Origin of the sequence: Polaromonas sp. CG_23.6, from assembly GCF_029892315.1 — a bacterium.
Lineage (GTDB): Bacteria > Pseudomonadota > Gammaproteobacteria > Burkholderiales > Burkholderiaceae_C > Polaromonas.
In genome coordinates, this window is the sequence record NZ_JARXUY010000001.1 from 2,778,396 (window position 1) to 2,799,358 (window position 20,963).

Sequence of the window (20,963 nt, forward strand, 5' to 3'; positions counted from 1 at the left end):
AAGTGCACGCTGTGCTTGCGAAAAGTGCAAAAGAAAACACTAAAACCATAGCACGGATACTGCAAACCACACAAACGCAACGCGTTGCCGTAGCATGAAGACTCACCCAACCCGGAGGAGATCGCATGAAACGTCTGTTGAGTACCGTTGCTTTTGCCAGCCTGCTGGCTGCCTGCGCCAGTTCACCCCCTATCGGTCCGCCGTCCGCCACTGCACCGTCCAGCCCCCCAGCCCCAGGCGCGACCGTACAGCAGCCTGAAAGCGCGACCGGCTTCACGCCCAAGCCCGGCTGGGCCACCAGCAAATTCGCTGTTGCAGCGGCTAATCCGCTGGCCACCGAGGCAGGCTACCAGGTGCTCAAGGCGGGCGGCTCGGCGATTGATGCGGCCATTGCCGTGCAAATGGTGCTGACGCTGGTCGAGCCCCAGTCCAGCGGCATTGGTGGCGGCGCTTTTCTGTTGCATTCCAGCGGCACCAAGGTTGAAGCCTTTGATGGCCGCGAGACCGCGCCCGCATCGGCCAATGAAAACCTGTTCATGGGCGCTGACGGCAAGCCTATGCCGTTTTACGACGGCGTGGTCGGCGGACGTTCGGTGGGCACGCCGGGCACAGTGCGCATGCTGGAGATGGCCCACAAGCAATACGGCAAGCTGCCGTGGGCTAAATTATTCGAGCCGGCCATCGCACTGGCCGACAACGGCTTCAAGGTCAGCGCCCGGCTGGGCACCTTGCTCAAGGACGAAAAATACCTGAAGAACGACCGCACCGCGGCCGCCTACTTTTACAAGCCTGACGGCTCGCCGGTCGACATTGGCACCACGCTGCGCAACCCGGCGCTGGCTGACGTGCTTCGGCAAATTGCCAGCAAGGGTTCCAGCGCACTGTTGACCGGTGCGGTGGCGCAATCGATCGTGGCCAAGGTGCAAGGCCACACCAGCAACCCCGGCAAGCTGTCTATGGGCGACCTGGCCGGCTACCAAGCTAAAAAGCGCGAGCCGATTTGCTCCGATTACAGCGCACGCGGCAAGGCTTACGTGCTGTGCGGCATGCCGCCGCCCAGTTCAGGCGCCATTGCCGTCGGGCAAATCCTGGGCATGCTGGACAACACGCCAGCGTCCACGCTCGGCCTCGTCACCGGCATGGGCGGCGTGCCCGGTACCACCGGTCCCACGCCTTCAGCCGACTGGCTGCACCTGTACACCGAAGCCTCGCGCCTGGCCTTTGCCGACCGCGCTCAATACCTGGGCGACCCGGATTTCGTACAACCGCCCGGCGGCAGCTGGATGAGCCTGCTCGACCCTGCCTACCTCAAGTCGCGTGCCAGCCTGATCCAGCCCAGCGGCCCGAGCATGAAAGTGGCCAAACCGGGCGTGCCCGGCATGGTCAAGACCGCTTACGCGCCCATGCCGGACCAGATTGAGCACGGCACCTCGCACATCAGCATCGTGGACAGTTTTGGCAATGCGCTTGCCATGACTACCACGATCGAGGACCAGTTTGGCTCGCGCCTGATGACCGACGGCGGCACCGGCAAGGCGGGCGGCTTTTTGCTGAACAACGAACTGACCGACTTCAGCTTTGCGCCCACCGACGCCGAAGGCAAGCCGGTTGCCAACCGCGTACAGGCCAACAAACGTCCACGCTCGTCCATGGCACCCACGCTGGTGTTCGACAAGGCGACTGGCCAGCTGGTCATGAGCGGCGGCAGCCCCGGCGGCGCGCTGATCATCCACTTCACCGCCAAGACGCTGTATGGCGTGCTGAACTGGGGCATGCTGCCCCAGCAGGCTATCGACCTGCCCAACTTTGGGTCGCTGAACGGGCCGACGCTGCTGGAAGAAAAGCGCTTTGCGCCCACCACTGTCGAAGCGCTGCGCACACGCGGCGCCGAAGTGCGTGAACTGGCCATGACCAGCGGCCTGCAAGCCATCACGCGCAGCGTGATCCACGGCAAGCCGATGTGGCTGGGCGGCGCCGATCCTAGGCGCGAAGGCCTGGTGATGGGAGATTGAGCGGAGCGAGGGGAATATCAGATAAATAGTGTCCCAGCGCTTGATGGACGGGCGCTGATAGCTACCAAAAAAAGAGCACGCTGGCAGTCTATGCAAGCGTGCTCATTTTCATTGGTCTCTAAAACCATCCTTTCCTCGGTCGCTTCGGTAGAGTTCCCTGGAGGGCCTGCGTCACTTGCCCAAAATGCTCTCCCAAAGGGAGGATCGTCAGGTTGTCAACCAGGACGGCGCTCACCCAATTTGTCATGTTCGACACGGCCCCCTGCTCCTGGCGCGGAGGGTCATTCGTCAGACCCTTGGCATCTGGCCTTCCAGACCTGGAAAACGACGGCTGCAGTTCGGTATCCTTGCCGGCGAATTTTCAGCACCACCAGCGTCATCGCACTTATTGGAGACGACGGGAGAATTGACCTCGCTCGATGTCAATGCACTTGAAGCGCTGTACGGGAAAGCTATTCCAGCCCCTATCCGTCCCGTCGGATTTGCCTTCTCTCCAGCGCCTGCGTGCACTACGGGTCGAGACCAGAAGTCTGCCCTTCAATAAAACACCGCCAGCCAAACCGTTTCCTCATTGGCCGTGGTCCACTCGACCCGGTGCTTTTCATGTGCGGCGATGTTGACGTAGCTGCCGGGCGTCAGGTGGAGGGTCTTGTTGCCTTGCTCGAAACGCAGCGTGGCTTCGCCCTTGACCAGCAGCACCCATTCAGCCTCGCTCTGGTCGTACCAGAAGCCGGGCGGTGAATGCTGGCCATTGGACACGATGCGCTCAATCCTGACGTGGCTTGATTGCAGCAGGCAATCGCTGATTTCGTCCGGCAGGCTGGCCGGGAGGGCGTGAAGTAATTGGCCGGTTTGCATGTTGCACATCCTTGGGTTGCAGGCGGCCTCAGGCGGCCTGGCTGAACTTCAGCGCGCCTCGCAGCAGGTTGCACGCCGCCTCTTCAAACGCCTCGGCCTGACTGGCCTTCATGCGCAGCACGAGGGTGACGACTTCGGCATACGCGGCATCCAGCACCGTGACCTGCTGCTGTTCGCACAGCCGGCGCAAACTGGATTCATCGGCAAACTGCAGCACGCAGCGCCGCTCGCACTCGGGCTCGACCGGCTGCAGTTCAGCATTCTTGACCGCCTCTGAAATAGCCTGTCCGTAGGCGCGCGACAGGCCACCGGCACCCAGCTTGATGCCGCCCCAGTAGCGCACGACCACGGCCAGCACGTTCATCAAGTCCTTGTGAATCAGCACGTTGTACATGGGCCTGGCTGCTGTGCCTGAAGGCTCGCCGTCATCGTCCAGCCCCGAATCACCGTCGCAGACCAGCGCCCAGCACACATGGCAGGCACCGGGATGCTGCTGGCGTTGCCCGGCCAGCAGCCGTTGCGCTTCAGCACGGCTGCCAGCAGCGAACAGCATGCCGATGAAGCGGCTTTTCTTGATGACAATTTCAGCACTGGCGGGCGCGGCTACCTTGTACATGGCAGAAAGTTCAGGCGTTCTCTAAGACCTGTCCGGTTTGGGTCCGCTGCGCCATGCCAAGCCGCAAGTCGTTGCCGGTGGGGCTTTGGTAGAGGCGCAGGCCGAACTCGGGGAGGATGGCCAGCAGGTGGTCAAAGATGTCGCCCTGCGTGCCTTCATACACGGTCCAGTCGGTGCTGGCTGTAAAACAATACACCTCGATCGGCACACCCTCAGGCGTGGGCTCCATGGTCCGCACCATCAACATCATGGCCTGGTGAACAGCTGGGTTGCCGCGCAGGTAAACCTCAGCGTAGGCTCTAAAAGTGCCAATATTGGTCAGGCGGTACTGGTTGGCCGGAAACTCTCCTTTTTCACCAAGCTGAACCCTGGCCTGGCTGTTGCGCTGGGTCAGCGATGCGCGTTTGCCTTGCAGATAAGGACGCAACAACGCAATGTTGCTCAGGTAAACCAGGTCGATTTCCTCCAGAAAGCGCACGGAACTTGCATCCAGCCGCAAGGTGCGCTTGATGCGCCGGCCACCCGACTCGCTCATGCCGCGCCAGTTGCGATAACTTTCCGACATCAGCCGCCAGGTGGGAATGGTGGTGATGGTCTTGTCCCAGTTCTGCACCTTGACCGTGTGCAGCGCAATGTCGATGACATCGCCGTCTGCCCCGACCTGCGGCATTTCGATCCAGTCGCCCAGTCGCAGCATGTCGTTTGACGAGAGCAGCACGCCGGCGGTGAAAGACAAGATGGTGTCCTTGAACACCAGCATCAGGACGGCTGACATGGCACCCAACCCGGACAGAACGATAAAAGGCGAGCGGTTGAACAGCGTGGCCGCCGCAATAATGGCGGCGGCCACCATCAAAATCAATTTTCCCAGTTGCACATAACTCTTGATGGATCGCACTTTCATGGCGACCGTCTGGCCGTCACCTGACACGCCCTGGTGTTGCGCCAGCAGCAGCGCATCGAGCATGGCGAGCAGCGAGCGCACCACTTGAATGACCATGAAGGCCATGGCCACATTGCCCATCACCGTGGCCAACTTCAAACTCAGGTGCGGCACTTCCTCGATGCCCATCAGAATCACCACCAGCGGCAAGACCTGCGCCATGCGGCGTATCGCGGCATCGGCCAGAACCACATCGGTCAGGGGCGAATCAGCCCGGCTGCGGATGCGCCGCAGCACCGGCATGAACACCAGCACCACAACAAAGCGCACCACCACGGCCAGTGCCAGCAGGACTGCCAGCCCCGCAAAGGCCTGCAGCCAGGGTTCCAGTTTGATGAAATACGTAAGATTCAATGCGGGCTCGTCGTTGTGTTGGTGAGCCGGTCAGACCGGCAAGAATGCGCTTGATTCAAAAGTAACGGTGCGGGGCTGCTGCAGCGTTAAAAATCAATGAAAAGTGACTTTTGCGCATGTAAGTGAATCGCAAGTAGCTATTAAATTCATAGCAAAGTCCTGTTATCGATTCATACAGTCAAAACCGTTTTTCGGATTCGAACCACAGGAGTTTACCGGCCGGGCTTATTGGCCGGTCGCCCAAAACCATTGGGCAGGCTATACAAGCGGCTAGTTCGTACGCAGGGACTGAGGCGGCGTTTTCGGCCCTTCGGTGCCAATACGTTCATATTCTGAAATCACCTGCGCGCCCAGCAGCAGCAGCGTCGCGGCAATTTCAAGGCTCAGCAAGACCACGATGGCAGTGGTCAGTGAGCCGTACACCAGACCGACCTGTGACAGCGTGGCGAAGTACCAGACCAGCACATGGCGGGTGACTTCCCACAGCAGCGCGGCCGTCACACCGCCCAGCAGCGCCTTGCGCAGCGACAGATGGCCCACCGGCATCACCATGTAGACCGAGGTCAGCACAAAGATCTCGCCGGTCAGGCCCAAGAGGTAAAGCAAAATGCCTGAAAAGCCGCTCAGCGACCAGCTCGCGCCCAGAAATTCAATACTCTTGTCGCCCAGCGCCTGAAAACTTCCAGCCACCATCGTCATCAGCAAGAAACCCAGACCAAGGCAAAAAATATAGCAATACGGCAGCACGGCCGACACCAGGAAATGCCGTCGCCGGATCGCCACCCGGTGCAAGAAAATCACCGACATGGCGTTTTCCAGCACGGTAAAGGCGAGCGAACTGAAAAACAGCATCGTGCACAGCAGCACCCAGCCCATGACGTCACGGTGCTCCAGGAAATTGGTCAGTTCATTGACGATGAAACTCGATTCGCCCGGTGCCAGCCAGCCGATGTAACGGCTCAGCGACGCCAGCAAGGCCGACTGGTCAATTACATGCGAAAGCGCAATCGCAATCAGGATCAGCAGCGGAACAATGGAGAGCAAGGCGTAGTAGGCCACCGCACCGGCCAGCAGCAGACCCTGGTTGGCGCGAAAGCCCTTGAGGATCTGCCAGGCAAAGGCGCCTGGGTGGCGCATCACGTAGGCGGCCTGCGGTTCAAGCTTCATGAAGCGGTCCTGCGATGGAGCACAGGTAAAAAAAGAATCCATTATGTGGGGCACGCAGCAAGCCGGACGACGCCTTCGGCCCAATCGGTTGTAGGCAGCGAGCTGTGCTTAAATTGGCTTTCAACTTCTTTCCCCCATGGCCATCCCCCAATCATTCATTCAGGAACTGCTGTCACGCACCGACGTGGTCGACATCGTCGGCCGTTACGTGCAGCTCAAAAAAGGCGGCGCCAACTTCATGGGCCTGTGCCCGTTCCACGGCGAAAAATCGCCCTCCTTCAGCGTCAGCCCGTCCAAGCAGTTCTACCACTGCTTTGGCTGCGGCAAGAACGGCAACGCCATCAGTTTCCTGATGGACCATGCCGGCATGACCTTTATCGAAGCGGTGAAAGACCTGGCCCAGCAATACGGCCTGCAGGTACCCGAAGACGACGTTTCACCCCAGGACCGCGCACGGGCAGCGCAGGTGCGCGAGCAGCAGGCGACGCTGACCAGCGTGCTCGAAAAGGCCGGACTCGCCTACATCAGGAGCCTGCGCACGTCCGACCGTGCCATCCAGTATTTCAAGCGGCGCGGCGTGTCGGGCGAAATTGCCAAAACCTTCGGACTCGGCTATGCCCCGGAAGGCTGGCGCAGCCTGGCCAGCGTGTTCCCTGACTACAACGACCCGTTGCTGGTTGAAAGCGGACTGGTCATCACCGGCGAGCCCGGTGAAGAAAACACCGCTGGCGAAGCCAAGCGCTACGATCGTTTCCGGGACCGGATCATGTTTCCGATCCGCAATGTCAAGGGTGAATGCATCGGCTTTGGCGGCCGGGTGCTGGGCGACGACAAGCCCAAATACCTCAATTCGCCCGAAACGCCAGTGTTCAGCAAGGGCCGCGAACTGTACGGCCTGTTCGAGGCACGCACCGCCCTGCGCCAGCACGGCTACGCGCTGGTCACCGAAGGCTATATGGATGTGGTGGCGCTGGCGCAGCTGGGCTTTCCCAATGCGGTGGCCACGCTGGGCACCGCCTGCACCTCGGAGCATGTGCAAAAGCTGTTCCGCTTCACCGATTCTGTGGTGTTCAGCTTTGATGGCGACAGCGCCGGCCGGCGCGCAGCACACAAGGCGCTTGGCGCTGCCCTGCCCTTTGCCAGCGACGTGCGAACCGTCAAGTTCCTGTTTTTGCCAGCCGAACACGACCCGGACAGCTTTATCCGCGAACACGGCCAGGAAGGCTTTGCCGCCTATGTGGGCAAGGCGGTGCCGCTGAGCCGTTTTCTGCTGGAAGCCGCGGGCGAAGGCTGCGACCTGGACACTGCCGAGGGGCGCGCGCACATGGCCAGCAATGCCCGGCCGCTTTGGACCGCGCTGCCTGAAGGCGCGCTCAAGCCGCAGTTGCTGGCAGAAATTGCCGACCAGGTGATGATTGACAGCCGCGAACTGTTGCATCTTTGGCAACCGGCACAGGGCGGACGCAAGGCCCCATACAAAAAATCCGGCGGGTCGTCTTCGTCCGGCGCGGGCTTCGTTGCCAAGGCAGTGCCCGACCTGGACCACGGAATGCCCGAGTTCGGAGATTACCTGCCGGTGGATCGGCATGACGACGCCGATTACGGCGCGTCGGAGCCTTACTTTTCACAGCCGTCTTCTTATGCGGCGTCACCGGCAGCCCCTTCGGACAAGCCGGGAAAATTCGGCCGCAAGCCTTTCTCCACCCGCAGCGCGCCGCGACGGGTGACAGGCCGTATCCTGCCGACCAGCCGCGAGGATCGGGTGCTTAGACGGTTGCTGACCGAGCCGCAAAGCTGGGACCGGCTCAGCACCGAAGAGCACCAGTTGCTGTTGGGGCTGCCAGCGCCGCACGGCGCGCTGTTTGCCTGGCTGGAAAGCCAGTTGCATGAGCACGGCCCGCAATCCTGGGCCGTGCTGCGCGAAGGCCTGCGCGGCCATGCCCATGAACACCATGCCGTGGCGCAGTTTGCCGAAGTGCTCGAAGGCGTGGACTACGACTGGGGCGAAACCCGGCGGATATTGGCGCAACTTCAGCAAATCAGGCTCGACACTGAAATTGCCGATTTAGCCGCGCGCGCGCCGAATGACCCAGCCGTTCTTGAACGATTGCGTGAGCTTCTGGCCCAATCACGCAACCGAAGCGTCCCCTCCAAACCCGCATGAACATTGAATTAATTCGAAATTGATGGTATAATCCGATTTTTTCCGGTAAGCGCGACAGCAACACCTCCGGCACCGGCCCCCTTTCAGTCAAGGGAAACTCCACAGGAGACGGCCAACGCATCGCAAGGACTGCATTCCAAATGTTCGCCCAAACAGCTTGCCTAAAACTATTAGCGTTCTTGTGCAAAAGCACAAGCTGTCCTGATTTATTACTGCATCCGATTTGAATCCTGATTTTTTGCCTCGTGCGTCCTGACCGTGGTCAGTGCAACAGTGCGTGAATGGCCTGCGGATTTAAAGGTTGAAAAAGCCAAAAAAAACGCCATATCCATTACAGCCTGTTTTTAGTCAGCCCTGCTGGCCAAAAAATCCTTGAATTCTGCAAAAACCGATACGCCCTTGAAGAAAGTTCCTGCCGTGCAGCCAAAATCCACCCAAGCCCAACTTCTCGCCGCTGCAGACGCCCTGCTCAAAGGCGCTGCACCTGCCAAAAAGAAAGCCGGTCGTCCACCCAAGGCGGCTGCCACCGAAGGCGTGCCACCGACAGCCGCAGCCGTACCGAAGCGTGGCCGGAAAATAAATGAATCCGGGCTGGATGGTGACGAAGACATGTCGGACATCGAAGCCGAATTTGCCGAAGAGCCGGCAGCGGTCGAAGTAACGGCCACAGTCGAGAAGGTCAAGCCTCTGCGCATGAAGATCAGCAAGGCCAAAGAGCGCGCCTTGATGAAGGAATTCGGCCTGGACGAAACCGTGCTGTCCGAAGAAGACATCCTCAAACGCCGCGTGCGCCTGAAAACCCTGATCAAGCTCGGCAAGACCCGCGGCTACCTGACACACGGTGAAATCTCCGACCACCTTCCCGACAAGTTGGTCGATGCCGAAACGCTGGAAGTCGTCATCAACATGCTCAACGACATGGGCGTGGCGGTGTACGAGCAGGCGCCGGACGCCGAAACGCTGTTGCTGAACAATACCGGCGCCACCGTGGCGACCGAAGAAGAGGCTGAGGAAGAAGCCGAAGCCGCCCTGTCCACCGTGGACAGCGAATTTGGCCGCACCACCGACCCGGTCCGCATGTACATGCGTGAAATGGGCACAGTCGAGCTGCTGACGCGAGAAGGCGAGATCGAGATTGCCAAGCGCATCGAGGGCGGCCTGATGCGCATGATGGAAGCCATCTCGGAAAGCCCGGCAACGATTGCCGAAATCATGCGGCTGGCCGAAGAGATCCGCGAAGGCAAGGTTGTCATTTCGACGGTCGTCGACGGCTTTACTGTGGCCAACGAGGCCGACGACTATGTGGCCGAGGAAGACTTCGACGAATTCGACGAAGACGACGACGACGACGGCAAGGGTGGCTCCAAGGCGCTGACCAAAAAGCTCGAAGAGCTGAAAAAGGAAGCGCTCAGCCGCTTTGAGAAAGTTGGCGCGTATGCCGAAAAAGTCCAGAAAACCTACGAAAAAGAAGGCTACGGCACGCCGGTTTACCTGAAAACGCAAAAAGCCCTCAGCGACGAGTTGATGACAGTGCGGTTTACCGCCAAGACGATTGAAAAGCTGTGCGATCTGCTGCGCGGCCAGGTGCTCGATGTGCGCAAGAAGGAACGTGAGCTGCGCAAGATCATTGTTGAAAAGTGCGGCATGCCGCAGGAAACCTTTATCAAGGATTTTCCGCCCAACCTGTTGAACCTGAAATGGGTTGAAAAACAGGTGGCTTCGGCCAAGCCCTGGTCCACCGTGATGGCGCGCAACATTCCGCCGATTCAGGAACTGCAGACCAAGCTTGGCGAATTGCAGGCGCGCGTCGTGGTGCCATTGCTGCACTTGAAGGACATCAACAAGCGCATGAACGAGGGCGAATCGAACTCGCGCGATGCCAAGAAGGAAATGATCGAGGCCAATTTGCGGCTGGTGATTTCGATTGCCAAAAAATACACCAACCGTGGCCTGCAATTCCTCGACCTGATCCAGGAAGGCAACATTGGCCTGATGAAGGCGGTGGACAAGTTCGAATACCGCCGGGGCTACAAGTTCTCGACCTATGCAACCTGGTGGATTCGCCAGGCCATCACCCGCTCGATTGCCGACCAGGCGCGCACCATCCGCATTCCGGTGCACATGATCGAGACCATCAACAAGATGAACCGCCTGAGCCGCCAGCACTTGCAGGAGTTCGGCTTTGAGCCCGACGCCAGCATCCTGGCCGAGAAGATGGAGATTCCGGAAGAAAAAATCCGCAAGATCATGAAGATCGCCAAAGAGCCGATCTCGATGGAAACGCCCATTGGCGATGACGATGACAGCCACCTGGGCGACTTCATCGAGGACGGCGCCAACACCGCGCCGCTTGAAGCGGCGATGCAGGCCGGCTTGCGCGATGTGGTGAAAGACATCCTCGACAGCCTGACGCCGCGCGAAGCCAAAGTGTTGCGCATGCGCTTCGGCATCGAAATGTCCACCGACCATACGCTGGAAGAGGTCGGCAAGCAGTTCGACGTGACACGCGAGCGCATTCGCCAGATCGAAGCGAAGGCACTGCGCAAGCTCAAGCACCCAAGCCGCAGCGACAAGCTGCGCAGCTTTATCGACACGCTGTAAACCGATAGCACGGCGTTACGCGCTGTCAAATCTACAAAGAAATAGCTGGTTAGCGCCCGTCCAGCGGGCGTTTCCAGCTATTTTTTTTAGAGCAACGCCACCAGCTGGGCTTGAATGTTCGGACTCAATCCGGCACAAACCGGGTGTTGAACCGGGCTTCGTCTTCGGGCAGGTCAACAGTGACCAGCTGACCCATTTTCTGGTCGCTCAGCCGGTAGGCGGCAAACAGGCTGTACTTGCCTTGAAAGTTATAGCTTTCCAGGTCGATGAGCATGTAGGGATAAGGCACGAACACCTCGTACTGGAACAACGCCCGGTGCCGGTTTCTCGGCGACGGGAAAAGCTTGTAGTGTTCGGTGGTGATGCTTTTGGCTGTGGCCATGGTTGGGTCAATGCTGGAGTTGATGGATTTGCAAACGGGGGCGGTAAGCTCTACCCTTATTTTCACGCATTGGATTTCATGACTGAATTGCACCCCACCCCGGACAAGGACCAGATCGCGCTGCTGGCGCCTTTCGAGCGCCTTGAATTGGGCCAGATTCATCTGGTGGCAACGGCGCAGCAGGCTACGCGTGCGCTGAAAGAACTTGACGGCGTCACGGCGCTGGGATTTGACACCGAGTCGAAACCGACGTTTGCCAAGAACGAAGCCTCTACCGGGCCGCACATCGTCCAGCTTTCCACACTGGACCGGGCCTATATCTTTCAGCTGGAAGACGCTGAATGCCGGCGAGCCGTCGCCTTGCTGCTGGAGGCGCAAGAGGTCGTCAAGGCCGGCTTCGGGCTGGGCGACGACCGCCGCCGCATCATCCACAAGCTCGGCGTCGACCCACAGGGCGTGCTTGACCTGAACACCGTTTTCAGGGAACGCGGCTATCGCAAGGACATGGGCGTGCGCGGCGCGGTGGCCGTGATGTTCAACCAGCGTTTCATCAAGTCTCGCAAGGCCACCACCTCGAACTGGGCCAATGTCCATTTGCAGGAATCCCAGCTGATCTATGCGGCCAACGATGCTTATGCGGCGCTGCGCGTTTACCAGGCGCTGGGGCTGGGCTGATCTTTACAAAACGAGTCTGAATATTTGCGCGGGCGATATATGGACAGGTCAAGATGAGGTTTCACCAACCACTGGAGTGACTCCATGACATCTAAAACTATCATTTGCGCCATTGCTGCCGCATCCTTCAGCTTTGCTTCGCTGTCTTTAGCAGACAACGACGACCGGCGCGGCCCGGGGAAGAAAGGGCATGATTCGAGTCACCGGAATATTGACCGGCATGATCAGCGCCATGGCAACGCCAACTATTACGGCAACCACGGCGGCCACAAGCGTCATGATGCGCGCGGCGAGCGGAACTACGGTGCCCGGGGTCCACACTACCATCGTGGCGGCTATATCCCACGGGAATACCGCAACCGCCAGTATGTCGTGACCAACTGGCGTGACCATCACCTGAATGCGCCACCGCGTGGCCAGCAATGGGTGCAGGTCGGCTCCGACTATGTATTGATTGCGATCGCCACCGGCATCATTGCGCAACTGGTGCTGAGCCGATAAACCGGTTCAGTGAAGATGGCGCGGTTTGCGCCCACCGTTACCATGGCCGGAGCCGCCCTGCGAGCCGCCTGAGCCGCGGGGCGGCCGTCCCAACTGCATGGAATTGACCAGGTCGTCAAAACGGCGGCCGAACAGCTTGTCGACGGCCTCGACGACCTCGCCTAGTTCGGAGCCGTCGAAATGCCGCTCCATCAGGCCGATCAGGTCTTGCACCAGCAGGTCTCGCTGGACCTGCATGATGGCCGCCGGTGTCGGGCCGACAAAGAAGATGACGAAGTCATCGCGCGCCTCTTCTTCCTCACTGCCCTCTTCTTCCTCGTCGAAGTCGGCATCGTAGAAAGTGACTTCAATCGGCGCGCCAACTTCAGCCAGTTCGTTCAGCCCCATGCACATTTCGTCGAGGGACTGGCGGAAATCGTCGCCGCCAGGAACTGTCCAGCACATTTGCAATAAATGCTTGGCAGCGTCAAACCGGATACCTGGCTCTTCCTCGTAAACGCTGGCAGCGCCTGCAGCCAGCGACTTGGAACCGGAATATTTCCACAAAGGCTTGAGTGCTTCCTGAATTTGCTCGAAGGTAACATCGGCGCGCAGGGGCACTTCGCCGTGGACGTGAATTTCAAAAGGGGTGTTGTAACGCGACATGGAATTATCTTATCCAGTTTCAATGGGTCTATGGGACCGAAATACCGCCCCATGCATTTTGTACGCCTGCAAAGCGTGAGCCTGTTGACAGATACGGCTCAAAACATGGAGCGCTCCCGTGGTGAGCGATTTCGATTCGGGGCTTGGGCCGCTCCTGAAACGTTTGAATGGTATTGTGCCATCCACACGCCCGTGTAAAAGCGGTATGGTGAGAGACTGAACGTGGTGGCTTGTTCGCCCACTGCCCCTAAACGACACAGTCCTACAGAGCGCAAGCTGAAAACGTTTTCCAATCAAACGCTGTTTGCATTACACGCCAAGGCCCCCCGTGAAAATTAACGACCTGCTTTTCAAACTGCCGTCTGCGGCATCGTCCGTGCCAACGCCCCGCTTCATCAATCTGCGCGAAAGCGAATCCAGCGAGCTTCAAACCGGCAGCATCGCCAGTGAATTGACGCAAGGCTTGACCGCGCAATCGGCTGCGCTGTCGCCGAAATTTTTTTACAACACCCTGGGCTCCAAACTGTTTGAAGCCATCACGGTCCTGGACGAGTACTACCCGACGCGCACAGAAGCCGGCATTTTCCAGGCCGCTTCGACACAGATCGCAAGCGCACTGGCACAAACCGGCCTGAATGATCCGTGCCTGATCGACTTGGGTGCGGGCAACTGCGCCAAGGCGCTGGCATTGATGCCGGTGATCACGCCGCGTCAGTATGTGCCAGTCGATATTTCGGCAGATTTTTTGCGGGATGCGGCTGGCCAGGTGCAAAACAGTTTTCCGGCGCTCGACATTGTTGGCGTTGGCATGGATTTTTCAGCCGGTTTGCGCCTGCCCGATGAAGTGCAACTGCATGACCGTGTGTATTTTTACCCCGGCTCCAGCCTGGGAAACTTTCAGCCGGCACAGGCACTGGCATTCTTACGCAACATTGCCGACAAGGCGCAAGGCAAGGCGCGCGGCCTGCTGCTCGGCATCGACCTGGTCAAGGACACCGCCACACTGGAAGCGGCATACGACGATGCGCTTGGGGTGACAGCGGCTTTCAATAAAAACCTGCTGCGCAACGTGAACGAACTGCTGGCTGCAGACTTCGATGTGCGCCAGTGGAAGCATGTTGCGGTGTTCAACGCTGAACATTCGCGCATTGAAATGCACCTGGAGGCCCTGAGCGACCTGAGGGTCACCTGGCCTGGCCATTCGCGTCATTTCGTTGCGGGCGAGCGGATTCACACCGAAAGCTCGTACAAATACACGGTCGAATCGATGACTGACTTGCTGAAGCAGGCCGGATTTAGCCAGGTACGCCACTGGACCGATCCACAGCAGTGGTTTGCGGTGTTCTGGGCTGCGGCATAGCAACGCGCTACGGCTTTACGCCGTCTTCCTGCTTTTTGTCGCCAAGCCAATCACTCATGCCTGTAGCGCCGCACTGAATCCCGTTTTCCAGCAAGCTGATCAGTGCACCAGCCTCTTGCCCTGAACGGCAGCGGGTGCCTGGATTGCCCCTTCCACATCTCCTGGCAACTGACCCGCAGCCATAGTGACGCCATTCACGGCATCAAATACGCCTGCTACACCGCCGCCTGCTTGAGAACCTAATCCACGCGAGCCTGCGGCCCTCATGCGCTGCGTGAAAATCAACCTGCGAGGTTGACCTACCAGCCCCAAACCAGCCCACGAGAGATCCAGCCCTTGGTTCCTCCATCGCGCTGCACCTTCACCCACTGGCTTTGGCTTTCCAATGTGCGCAAAACCTCACCGTATTCAGCCTTGCCGAGAATGCGGCTGTTGGTGCTCGGCGCGCTGCGAACATTCACCACACGCCCCTTCACAATCACATGCGCTTTTTTACTCACCATTGGCCGGTAAACCCAGCCTTTGTCATTCTCAAAGTCGCGCACCTGCAACCAGTTGCCCTGGCGGCGGGTCACTTCGAGTGGATAGCCCTTGCTGAGTGCCCACAAAACAGGGTGCTTGGTGCTGCTGCCCGAACGCATGTTGACCACTGCGCGGTCCACGCTCACCATCTCCTTGGCTTGTACTCCTGCGGCAAACACCACCAGCGACAGGGCGGCCAGAACGCCGGACAGGCTTTTCAATCGGGACATGAGACTCCAGTTGTATGACTTGAAACAAAAAAACGACGTTTCATTGTTTCACCTTATGCCGATACAGCCAAACCGGCCCTATCGCGCAGTCGCACACGGGGAATTACCCAGCGCGATGACGCGTCAATCTCCCGGGTGTGTTATCCGCACCCGCGCCCAGGAAACCCCACACCGTCCATGCACTTGAGCGCTATTTTTTACTCGAACAATATAAAGTTCTTGTTCAATAAAAACGGGCACTTGCAGCTCTTGAATAAAAAGCTGCAAGTGCCCGCTGTAGGGACCGTTCCAGTTTTATTTTCAGACGCGATCAGCGACCCATGCTTGCACGGATTTGAGCGCCGCCTCCAGCCCTGACGGATCGGTGCCGCCAGCCATCGCCATGTCGGCCTTGCCGCCGCCCTTGCCGCCGACCTGGCTGGCAACAAAATTGACCAGTTCGCCAGCCTTGACCTTGGACGTAGCGTTGCTGGTCACACCCGCCGCGATCTGCACCTTGCTGCCATCGACCGCCGCCAGCACGATGACGGCCGTTTTCAGCTTGTCTTTGAGCTTGTCCATGGTGTCGCGCAGTGTCTTGGCGTCCGCCCCTTCGAGCTGGGCAGCCAGCACCTTCAGGCCATTCACATCGACTGCTTGCAGCATCAATTCGTCGCCTTGCGACGAAGCGAGTTTGCCCTTGAGCGCAGTGACTTCCTTTTCAAGCGACCTGACCTGCTCAAGCACCTGGCCAATACGGTTCTGCAATTCGGATGGGCTGGCCTTGAGACTGCCGGCAGCCGACTGCACCGTGGACTCGAGCGACTGCAGGTAAGCCAGCGCGTTTTGACCGGTGACAGCCTCGACACGGCGCACGCCCGAGGCGACACCGCTCTCGGCGACGATCTTGAACAGGCCGATGTCGCCGGTGCGCCCCACATGGGTGCCGCCGCACAGTTCCTTGCTCGAACCGATGCTGAGCACGCGCACGGTTTCGCCGTATTTCTCGCCAAACAGCATCATGGCGCCGGATTGCTGCGCAGACTCCATGTCCATTTCGCTGGCATCGGTGGCGCTGTTGGCCAGGATTTCGGCATTGACCAGAACTTCGACCTCGCGAACCTGCGCATCGGTCATGGGCGCGTTGTGCGCAAAGTCAAAGCGGGTGCGCTCGGCATTCACCAGACTGCCCTTTTGCTGCACATGCGTTCCCAGCACTTCGCGCAGCGCCTTGTGCATCAGGTGCGTGGCGCTGTGGTTGCGCACGGTGGCAGCGCGTACCGCCTTGTTGACCTGTGCGTTCACAGAGTCGCCCACATTGAGCGTGCCTTCTTCCAGCGTGCCGTGGTGACCAAACACGTCGGCCTTGATTCTGAGCGTGTCGCTGACGGCAAAATGGGCTGAACCGCTGATGAGTTCACCTTCGTCACCCGTCTGGCCGCCGCTTTCAGCGTAAAACGGTGTCGAGTCCAGCACCACCACACCGCCTTGACCACCTTTTAAGGCTTGTGCGCTTATCCCGTCTATATAAATTGCTATGATTTTTGAACTTTCTTCCAGTTGTCCGTAACCAGTAAAAAGGTTGATGTTGCCGGTGTAATCAAGCGCGCGGTCCATCTTGAACTTGCCGGCGGCTCTGGCCTGGGCTTTTTGCTGGTTCATGGCGACAGCAAAACCGGCTTCGTCCACGCTCAGGCCGCGCTCCCGGCACACATCGGCGGACAGGTCAAGCGGAAAGCCGTAGGTGTCGTGCAGCTTGAAAGCCACTTCGCCCGGCAACACCTGAACGCCATCGGCCAGCGCGGCATCCAGAATCTGCATGCCGGTTTCCAGCGTCTCGAAGAAGCGCTCTTCCTCGGCCTTGAGCACGGCGGTGATGCGCACCTCTTGTTCGCGAAGCTTGGGATAAGCATCGCCCATGAGTCGCACCAGGTCGGTCACCAGCTTGTGGAAAAACGGTGTTTTCTTGCCCAGCAGGTAACCGTGGCGAATCGCGCGGCGGATGATGCGGCGCTGCACGTAGCCGCGTCCTTCGTTTGACGGGTTCACGCCGTCGCTGACGAGGAAAGACGTGGCGCGGATGTGGTCGGCAATCACGCGCAAACTCTTGTGGCCCAGGTCTTTTTCGCCGGTTTCGCGCGAAGCGGCCTTCACCAGCGCATCAAAAATATCGATTTCGTAATTGCTGTGGACGTGCTGCAGGATGGCCGCCAGCCGCTCCAGCCCCATACCGGTGTCAACGCAAGGTGCGGGCAGCGGCGTTACCGAGCCGTCTTCGGCCATGTTGAACTGCATGAACACGTTGTTCCAGATTTCGATGAAGCGGTCGCCGTCTTCACCGGGGCTGCCAGGCGGGCCGCCGGGAATGTGGTCGCCGTGGTCATAGAAGATTTCGCTGCAGGGGCCGCAGGGGCCGGTGTCGGCCATCATCCAGAAGTTGTCGGACTTGTAGCGCCCGCCCTTGTTGTCGCCGATGCGAATCACGCGCTCGGGCGGCAAGCCGATTTCCTTCGTCCAGATGTCGTAGGCCTCGTCATCCTCTTCATAGACGGTGGCCAGCAGGCGGTCGGCGGGCAGCTTGTACACCTCTGTGAGCAACTCCCACGCCCATTTCAACGATTCGCGCTTGAAGTAGTCGCCAAAGCTCCAATTACCGAGCATTTCAAAGAAGGTGTGGTGGCGCGCGGTGTAGCCGACGTTTTCCAGGTCGTTGTGCTTGCCGCCGGCGCGCAGGCAAGCCTGCACCGAGGTGGCGCGCACATACGGCCGCTTGTCGGTGCCAAGGAACACGTCCTTGAACTGGACCATGCCCGAGTTGACAAACATCAGCGTCGGGTCATTGCCCGGCACCAGCGAGCTGGAGGGCACCACGGTGTGGCCCTTGGAGGCGAAGAAGTCGAGAAAGGTCTTGCGGATGTCGGCAACGGTGAAGTCGGGTGTGCTCATGGGTGGGTTCAACTCTCAGGAAATGGCATAAAACAGAATCGGGCTGCTGCAAATGCAGGCAAGCGGCTGATTTTAGGCGGCTTTGAGGGTCACGAGGAAACGCAGCAAGGCATCGTCGTCGGACCAGGCGACATTGAAACGCAGCCACGGGCTGGGCTCCAGATCGACTGAAAACAGGTGGCCCGGTCCCAGCAGGATGTCCTGCTCGGCCGCTTTATAAGCCAGCTCGCCGGCGTTCTGGATGGCCGGGTGGCGCGCCCACAGGAACATGCCGGCCTTGGGTTCGCAGAACAGCTCGAAGCCAATCGCCAGCAGCAGGCTGGCCAGGCGCCGCTGGCCCAGCGCCAGCCGGTCGCGCAGGGTCTTGATGTGCTTGCGCCAGCGGCCGTCCACCAGCGCGCCATACGCCAGGCGCTCGGTGAATTCGGAGGAGGTCAGGCCCGAGATCATCTTCAGCCGCGCCAGGTCTTCCAGCAGTTCGGGGGCGGCGGCGAGGTAGCCGGTGCGGATATTGGGGGAGATGGTCTTGGAAAAGCTGCTGATGTAGATCACCCGCTTCAACTGGTCCAGGCTGGCGAGCGAAGGGCGCGACTCGGGGTCGAGGTCGGCATAGATGTCGTTTTCCACCACCACAAAATCGTACTTTTCAGCCAGCTGCAGCACCCTGTGCAGGTGCGACAGCACGGCGGTGGAGCCGGTCGGGCTTTGCATGCGCGGCTGGGTAAAAAACACCTTGGGCCGGTGCTGGATGATCCGCGCTTCCAGCGTGTCCAGGTCGTAGCCCGCCGGGGTGCGTGGCGCACCCACCAGCCGGGCGCCCAGAAAGCGCAGCGAGAATAGCAAGTTGGCATAGCCCGGCTCATCGACCAGCACGGCGTCGCCGGGTCGCACCAGCTGGCGCGCGGCCAAGTCCAGGCCCTGGCTGGAACCCTGGGTCAGCAGCACCTGCTCGACATTGACCACGACTTCGCGGCTGGCCAGCAGGTCACGCACCACCTGACGCAGCGGAGAATAGCCCTTGGGCTCGCCGTAGCCACCCAGATCGACGCCCTCGGCCGCCAGGTTGCGCAAGCTGCGGCGCATGCCTTCGGTGAACAGCCAGTCGCCAGGCAGCCAGCCACAGCCGGGTTTGCAGCGCAGTGCACGGTTTTCAAAAATGCGCCGCAGATACCACATCGAGTCAAAGCTGTAAGGGCCTGAAGCGTCCACGAACAGTGCGGCCGGAATGACGCGGTTGCGAACAAAAAAACCTGAATTGGCCTGCGACTGGAAATAACCGAGGGCCACCAGCCGGTCATAGGCATCAACCACGGTATAGACGCTCACGCCATGGGCATGGGCAAACTGGCGGATGGATGGCAGCTTGGCGCCGGGGCGCAATGCACCATCATCGACCATCTGCCGGAATCCCCCGACGATCTGGGTGACCAGCGCAACGGATGACTGGGGATCAAGTACGAACATGGAAAAGCAGGCCCCAACAAGGGGCAAAGGGTTTGTATGTACAGGTGGTGCTGGCAGCACAGTACACCGCGCAGCAGAGGTTATCTGTATATGGTAACGCCGGGCTGCCGTGCCTAAAGTACAGGCATAAGCTCAACAACCGATGACGAGCCCGGACGTCAACTACCCACAAGGATGTTTCCCATGCACCGTGAACCTCATTTGACCAATGCCACCCTGTTTGCCCGACGCGAAGCCGCCATTCCGCGTGGCGTGGGCCACAGCCACCAGATTTTCATTGCGCGCGGCGAAAATGCGGAAATATGGGATGTCGAAGGCCGGCGCTTCGTCGACTTTGCCGGCGGCATTGCCGTTCTCAACACAGGCCACCGTCACCCAGCCGTGATCCAGGCGGTAAAAGACCAGCTCGACAAATACACCCACACCTGTTTCCAGGTGCTGGCCTATGAGCCTTATATAGAGCTGGCCGAACGCATCAACGCCAAAGCGCCAGGCGATTTCCTCAAAAAAACCCTGTTTTTGACCACCGGCTCGGAAGCGGTTGAAAACGCCATCAAGATCGCCCGCGCTTTTACCGGCCGTTCGGGCGTGATCTGTTTCAGCGGCGGCTACCATGGCCGCACGCTACTGACGCTCGCCATGACCGGCAAGGTGGTTCCGTATAAAGCCGGCTTCGGTCCTTTTCCGGCAGAAGTTTTTCATGCCACCTTCCCGAACGCGCTGCACGGCGTGACGGTCGAGGACTCCATCGCATCGGTGGAAGCGATTTTCAAGAACGACATCGAGGCCAGACGCGTGGCCGCCATCATCATCGAGCCGGTGCAGGGCGAAGGCGGTTTTACCGTGGCGCCGCCCGAAATGCTGCAGCGCCTGCGTGCCTTGTGCGACCAGCACGGCATCTTGATGATCTGCGACGAGGTGCAAACCGGCGCCGGACGCACCGGCACCTGGTTTGCCGTGGAGCAAAGCGGCGTGGCGCCTGACCTGATCACCATGGCCAAGTCGATGGCGGGCGGCTTCCCCATTTCAGCCGTGGTGGGCCGCGCCGACGTCATGGATGCGGCCGCGCCCGGCGGCCTGGGCGGCACCTACGCTGGAAGCCCGATTGCCTGCGCCGCTGCGCTGGCCGTGCTGGACGTATTCGACAAGGAAGATCTGCTGCAGCGCAGCCGCGATGTCGGCGAACGTTTGACAGCAGCGCTCAAGGCAATGGCCGCCCGCCACGCCTGCATTGGCGACGTGCGCGGCATGGGCGCCATGGTGGCTGTAGAGCTGTTCAAGAACGGCGATGTGAAGCAGCCCGACGCCGACCTGGCCAGGCGCATCACCGCCGAGGCCACTGCGCGCGGCCTGATATTGCTGACCTGTGGCACTTACGGCAATGTCATCCGCATCCTGGTGCCGCTGACCGCCAGTGACGCGTTGCTTGACGAAGGGCTGGCCATCATGGCGGACTGCTTTGACGCTGCGGCCTGATCGGTCCATGATGCGCAGGCATGCTATTGAACAAACATCGTCAGTCATTCTGGCATGCATGTTGCGCG

Annotated in this window: 16 protein-coding genes; 7 read left to right on the forward strand and 9 right to left on the reverse strand. The window is 59.8% G+C overall.

What is annotated here, in order from left to right:
• Positions 1 to 125 precede the first annotated feature (125 nt).
• Positions 126 to 2,012 carry a gamma-glutamyltransferase family protein gene (locus H4V98_RS13140; protein WP_196863765.1) on the forward strand — a complete coding sequence of 629 codons (1,887 nt, stop codon included), beginning with the start codon at positions 126 to 128 and terminating at the stop codon, positions 2,010 to 2,012.
• A 537-nt stretch (positions 2,013 to 2,549) separates the two neighbouring features.
• On the opposite strand, the gene H4V98_RS13145 is transcribed toward H4V98_RS13140, so the two are convergent.
• The 4 genes from H4V98_RS13145 to H4V98_RS13160 all read right to left on the reverse strand — a co-directional run bounded on the left by H4V98_RS13145 (position 2,550) and on the right by H4V98_RS13160 (position 5,950).
• A complete protein-coding gene (locus tag H4V98_RS13145; protein ID WP_196863766.1) occupies positions 2,550 to 2,870 on the reverse strand; it encodes a cupin domain-containing protein in 321 nt (106 codons plus the stop codon).
• Between the two features lie 28 nt (positions 2,871 to 2,898).
• Positions 2,899 to 3,486 (reverse strand): YigZ family protein, encoded by a 588-nt coding sequence (locus H4V98_RS13150; protein WP_196863767.1) that lies wholly within the window; start codon positions 3,484 to 3,486, stop codon positions 2,899 to 2,901.
• A 10-nt stretch (positions 3,487 to 3,496) separates the two neighbouring features.
• Entirely contained in the window at positions 3,497 to 4,783 is a 1,287-nt protein-coding gene (locus tag H4V98_RS13155) for a mechanosensitive ion channel family protein (protein WP_231374755.1), read from the reverse strand.
• A gap of 270 nt (positions 4,784 to 5,053) precedes the next feature.
• Positions 5,054 to 5,950 (reverse strand): YihY/virulence factor BrkB family protein, encoded by an 897-nt coding sequence (locus H4V98_RS13160; protein WP_196863768.1) that lies wholly within the window; start codon positions 5,948 to 5,950, stop codon positions 5,054 to 5,056.
• A 136-nt stretch (positions 5,951 to 6,086) separates the two neighbouring features.
• Here H4V98_RS13160 and dnaG point away from each other — a divergent pair, with 136 nt between their 5' ends.
• Complete coding sequence (gene dnaG / locus H4V98_RS13165) at positions 6,087 to 8,114, forward strand: DNA primase (RefSeq protein WP_196863769.1); 2,028 nt, start codon at positions 6,087 to 6,089, stop codon at positions 8,112 to 8,114.
• Positions 8,115 to 8,531: 417 nt separating this feature from the next.
• On the forward strand, positions 8,532 to 10,715 hold the full coding sequence (gene rpoD / locus H4V98_RS13170; RefSeq protein WP_280757532.1) for an RNA polymerase sigma factor RpoD: 2,184 nt from the start codon (positions 8,532 to 8,534) through the stop codon (positions 10,713 to 10,715).
• Between the two features lie 124 nt (positions 10,716 to 10,839).
• Here the strand turns inward: rpoD and H4V98_RS13175 are convergent, their stop codons facing one another.
• On the reverse strand, positions 10,840 to 11,097 hold the full coding sequence (locus H4V98_RS13175) for a hypothetical protein (protein ID WP_196863770.1): 258 nt from the start codon (positions 11,095 to 11,097) through the stop codon (positions 10,840 to 10,842).
• Positions 11,098 to 11,175: 78 nt separating this feature from the next.
• Here H4V98_RS13175 and H4V98_RS13180 point away from each other — a divergent pair, with 78 nt between their 5' ends.
• Entirely contained in the window at positions 11,176 to 11,772 is a 597-nt protein-coding gene (locus H4V98_RS13180) for a 3'-5' exonuclease (protein WP_196863771.1), read from the forward strand.
• A gap of 84 nt (positions 11,773 to 11,856) precedes the next feature.
• The gene (locus tag H4V98_RS13185; protein ID WP_196863772.1) at positions 11,857 to 12,273 is read left to right on the forward strand and encodes an RcnB family protein; all 417 of its coding nucleotides are present in this window, start codon (positions 11,857 to 11,859) and stop codon (positions 12,271 to 12,273) included.
• 6 nt (positions 12,274 to 12,279) lie between these two features.
• Here the strand turns inward: H4V98_RS13185 and H4V98_RS13190 are convergent, their stop codons facing one another.
• Positions 12,280 to 12,918, reverse strand: coding sequence for a DUF6806 family protein (locus tag H4V98_RS13190; RefSeq protein WP_196863773.1), 639 nt, complete (start codon positions 12,916 to 12,918; stop codon positions 12,280 to 12,282).
• Between the two features lie 328 nt (positions 12,919 to 13,246).
• Here H4V98_RS13190 and egtD point away from each other — a divergent pair, with 328 nt between their 5' ends.
• The gene (egtD, locus tag H4V98_RS13195; protein WP_280757533.1) at positions 13,247 to 14,278 is read left to right on the forward strand and encodes an L-histidine N(alpha)-methyltransferase; all 1,032 of its coding nucleotides are present in this window, start codon (positions 13,247 to 13,249) and stop codon (positions 14,276 to 14,278) included.
• A gap of 299 nt (positions 14,279 to 14,577) precedes the next feature.
• On the opposite strand, the gene H4V98_RS13200 is transcribed toward egtD, so the two are convergent.
• From H4V98_RS13200 to H4V98_RS13210, 3 genes are all read right to left on the reverse strand, one after another.
• Entirely contained in the window at positions 14,578 to 15,030 is a 453-nt protein-coding gene (locus H4V98_RS13200) for an SH3 domain-containing protein (protein ID WP_196863774.1), read from the reverse strand.
• A gap of 300 nt (positions 15,031 to 15,330) precedes the next feature.
• Complete coding sequence (gene alaS / locus H4V98_RS13205; protein ID WP_196863775.1) at positions 15,331 to 17,955, reverse strand: alanine--tRNA ligase; 2,625 nt, start codon at positions 17,953 to 17,955, stop codon at positions 15,331 to 15,333.
• 72 nt (positions 17,956 to 18,027) lie between these two features.
• Complete coding sequence (locus H4V98_RS13210) at positions 18,028 to 19,419, reverse strand: PLP-dependent aminotransferase family protein (protein ID WP_196863776.1); 1,392 nt, start codon at positions 19,417 to 19,419, stop codon at positions 18,028 to 18,030.
• Between the two features lie 183 nt (positions 19,420 to 19,602).
• Here H4V98_RS13210 and gabT point away from each other — a divergent pair, with 183 nt between their 5' ends.
• The gene (gene gabT, locus H4V98_RS13215) at positions 19,603 to 20,895 is read left to right on the forward strand and encodes a 4-aminobutyrate--2-oxoglutarate transaminase (RefSeq protein WP_196863777.1); all 1,293 of its coding nucleotides are present in this window, start codon (positions 19,603 to 19,605) and stop codon (positions 20,893 to 20,895) included.
• The last annotated feature ends 68 nt before the right edge of the window (positions 20,896 to 20,963 follow it).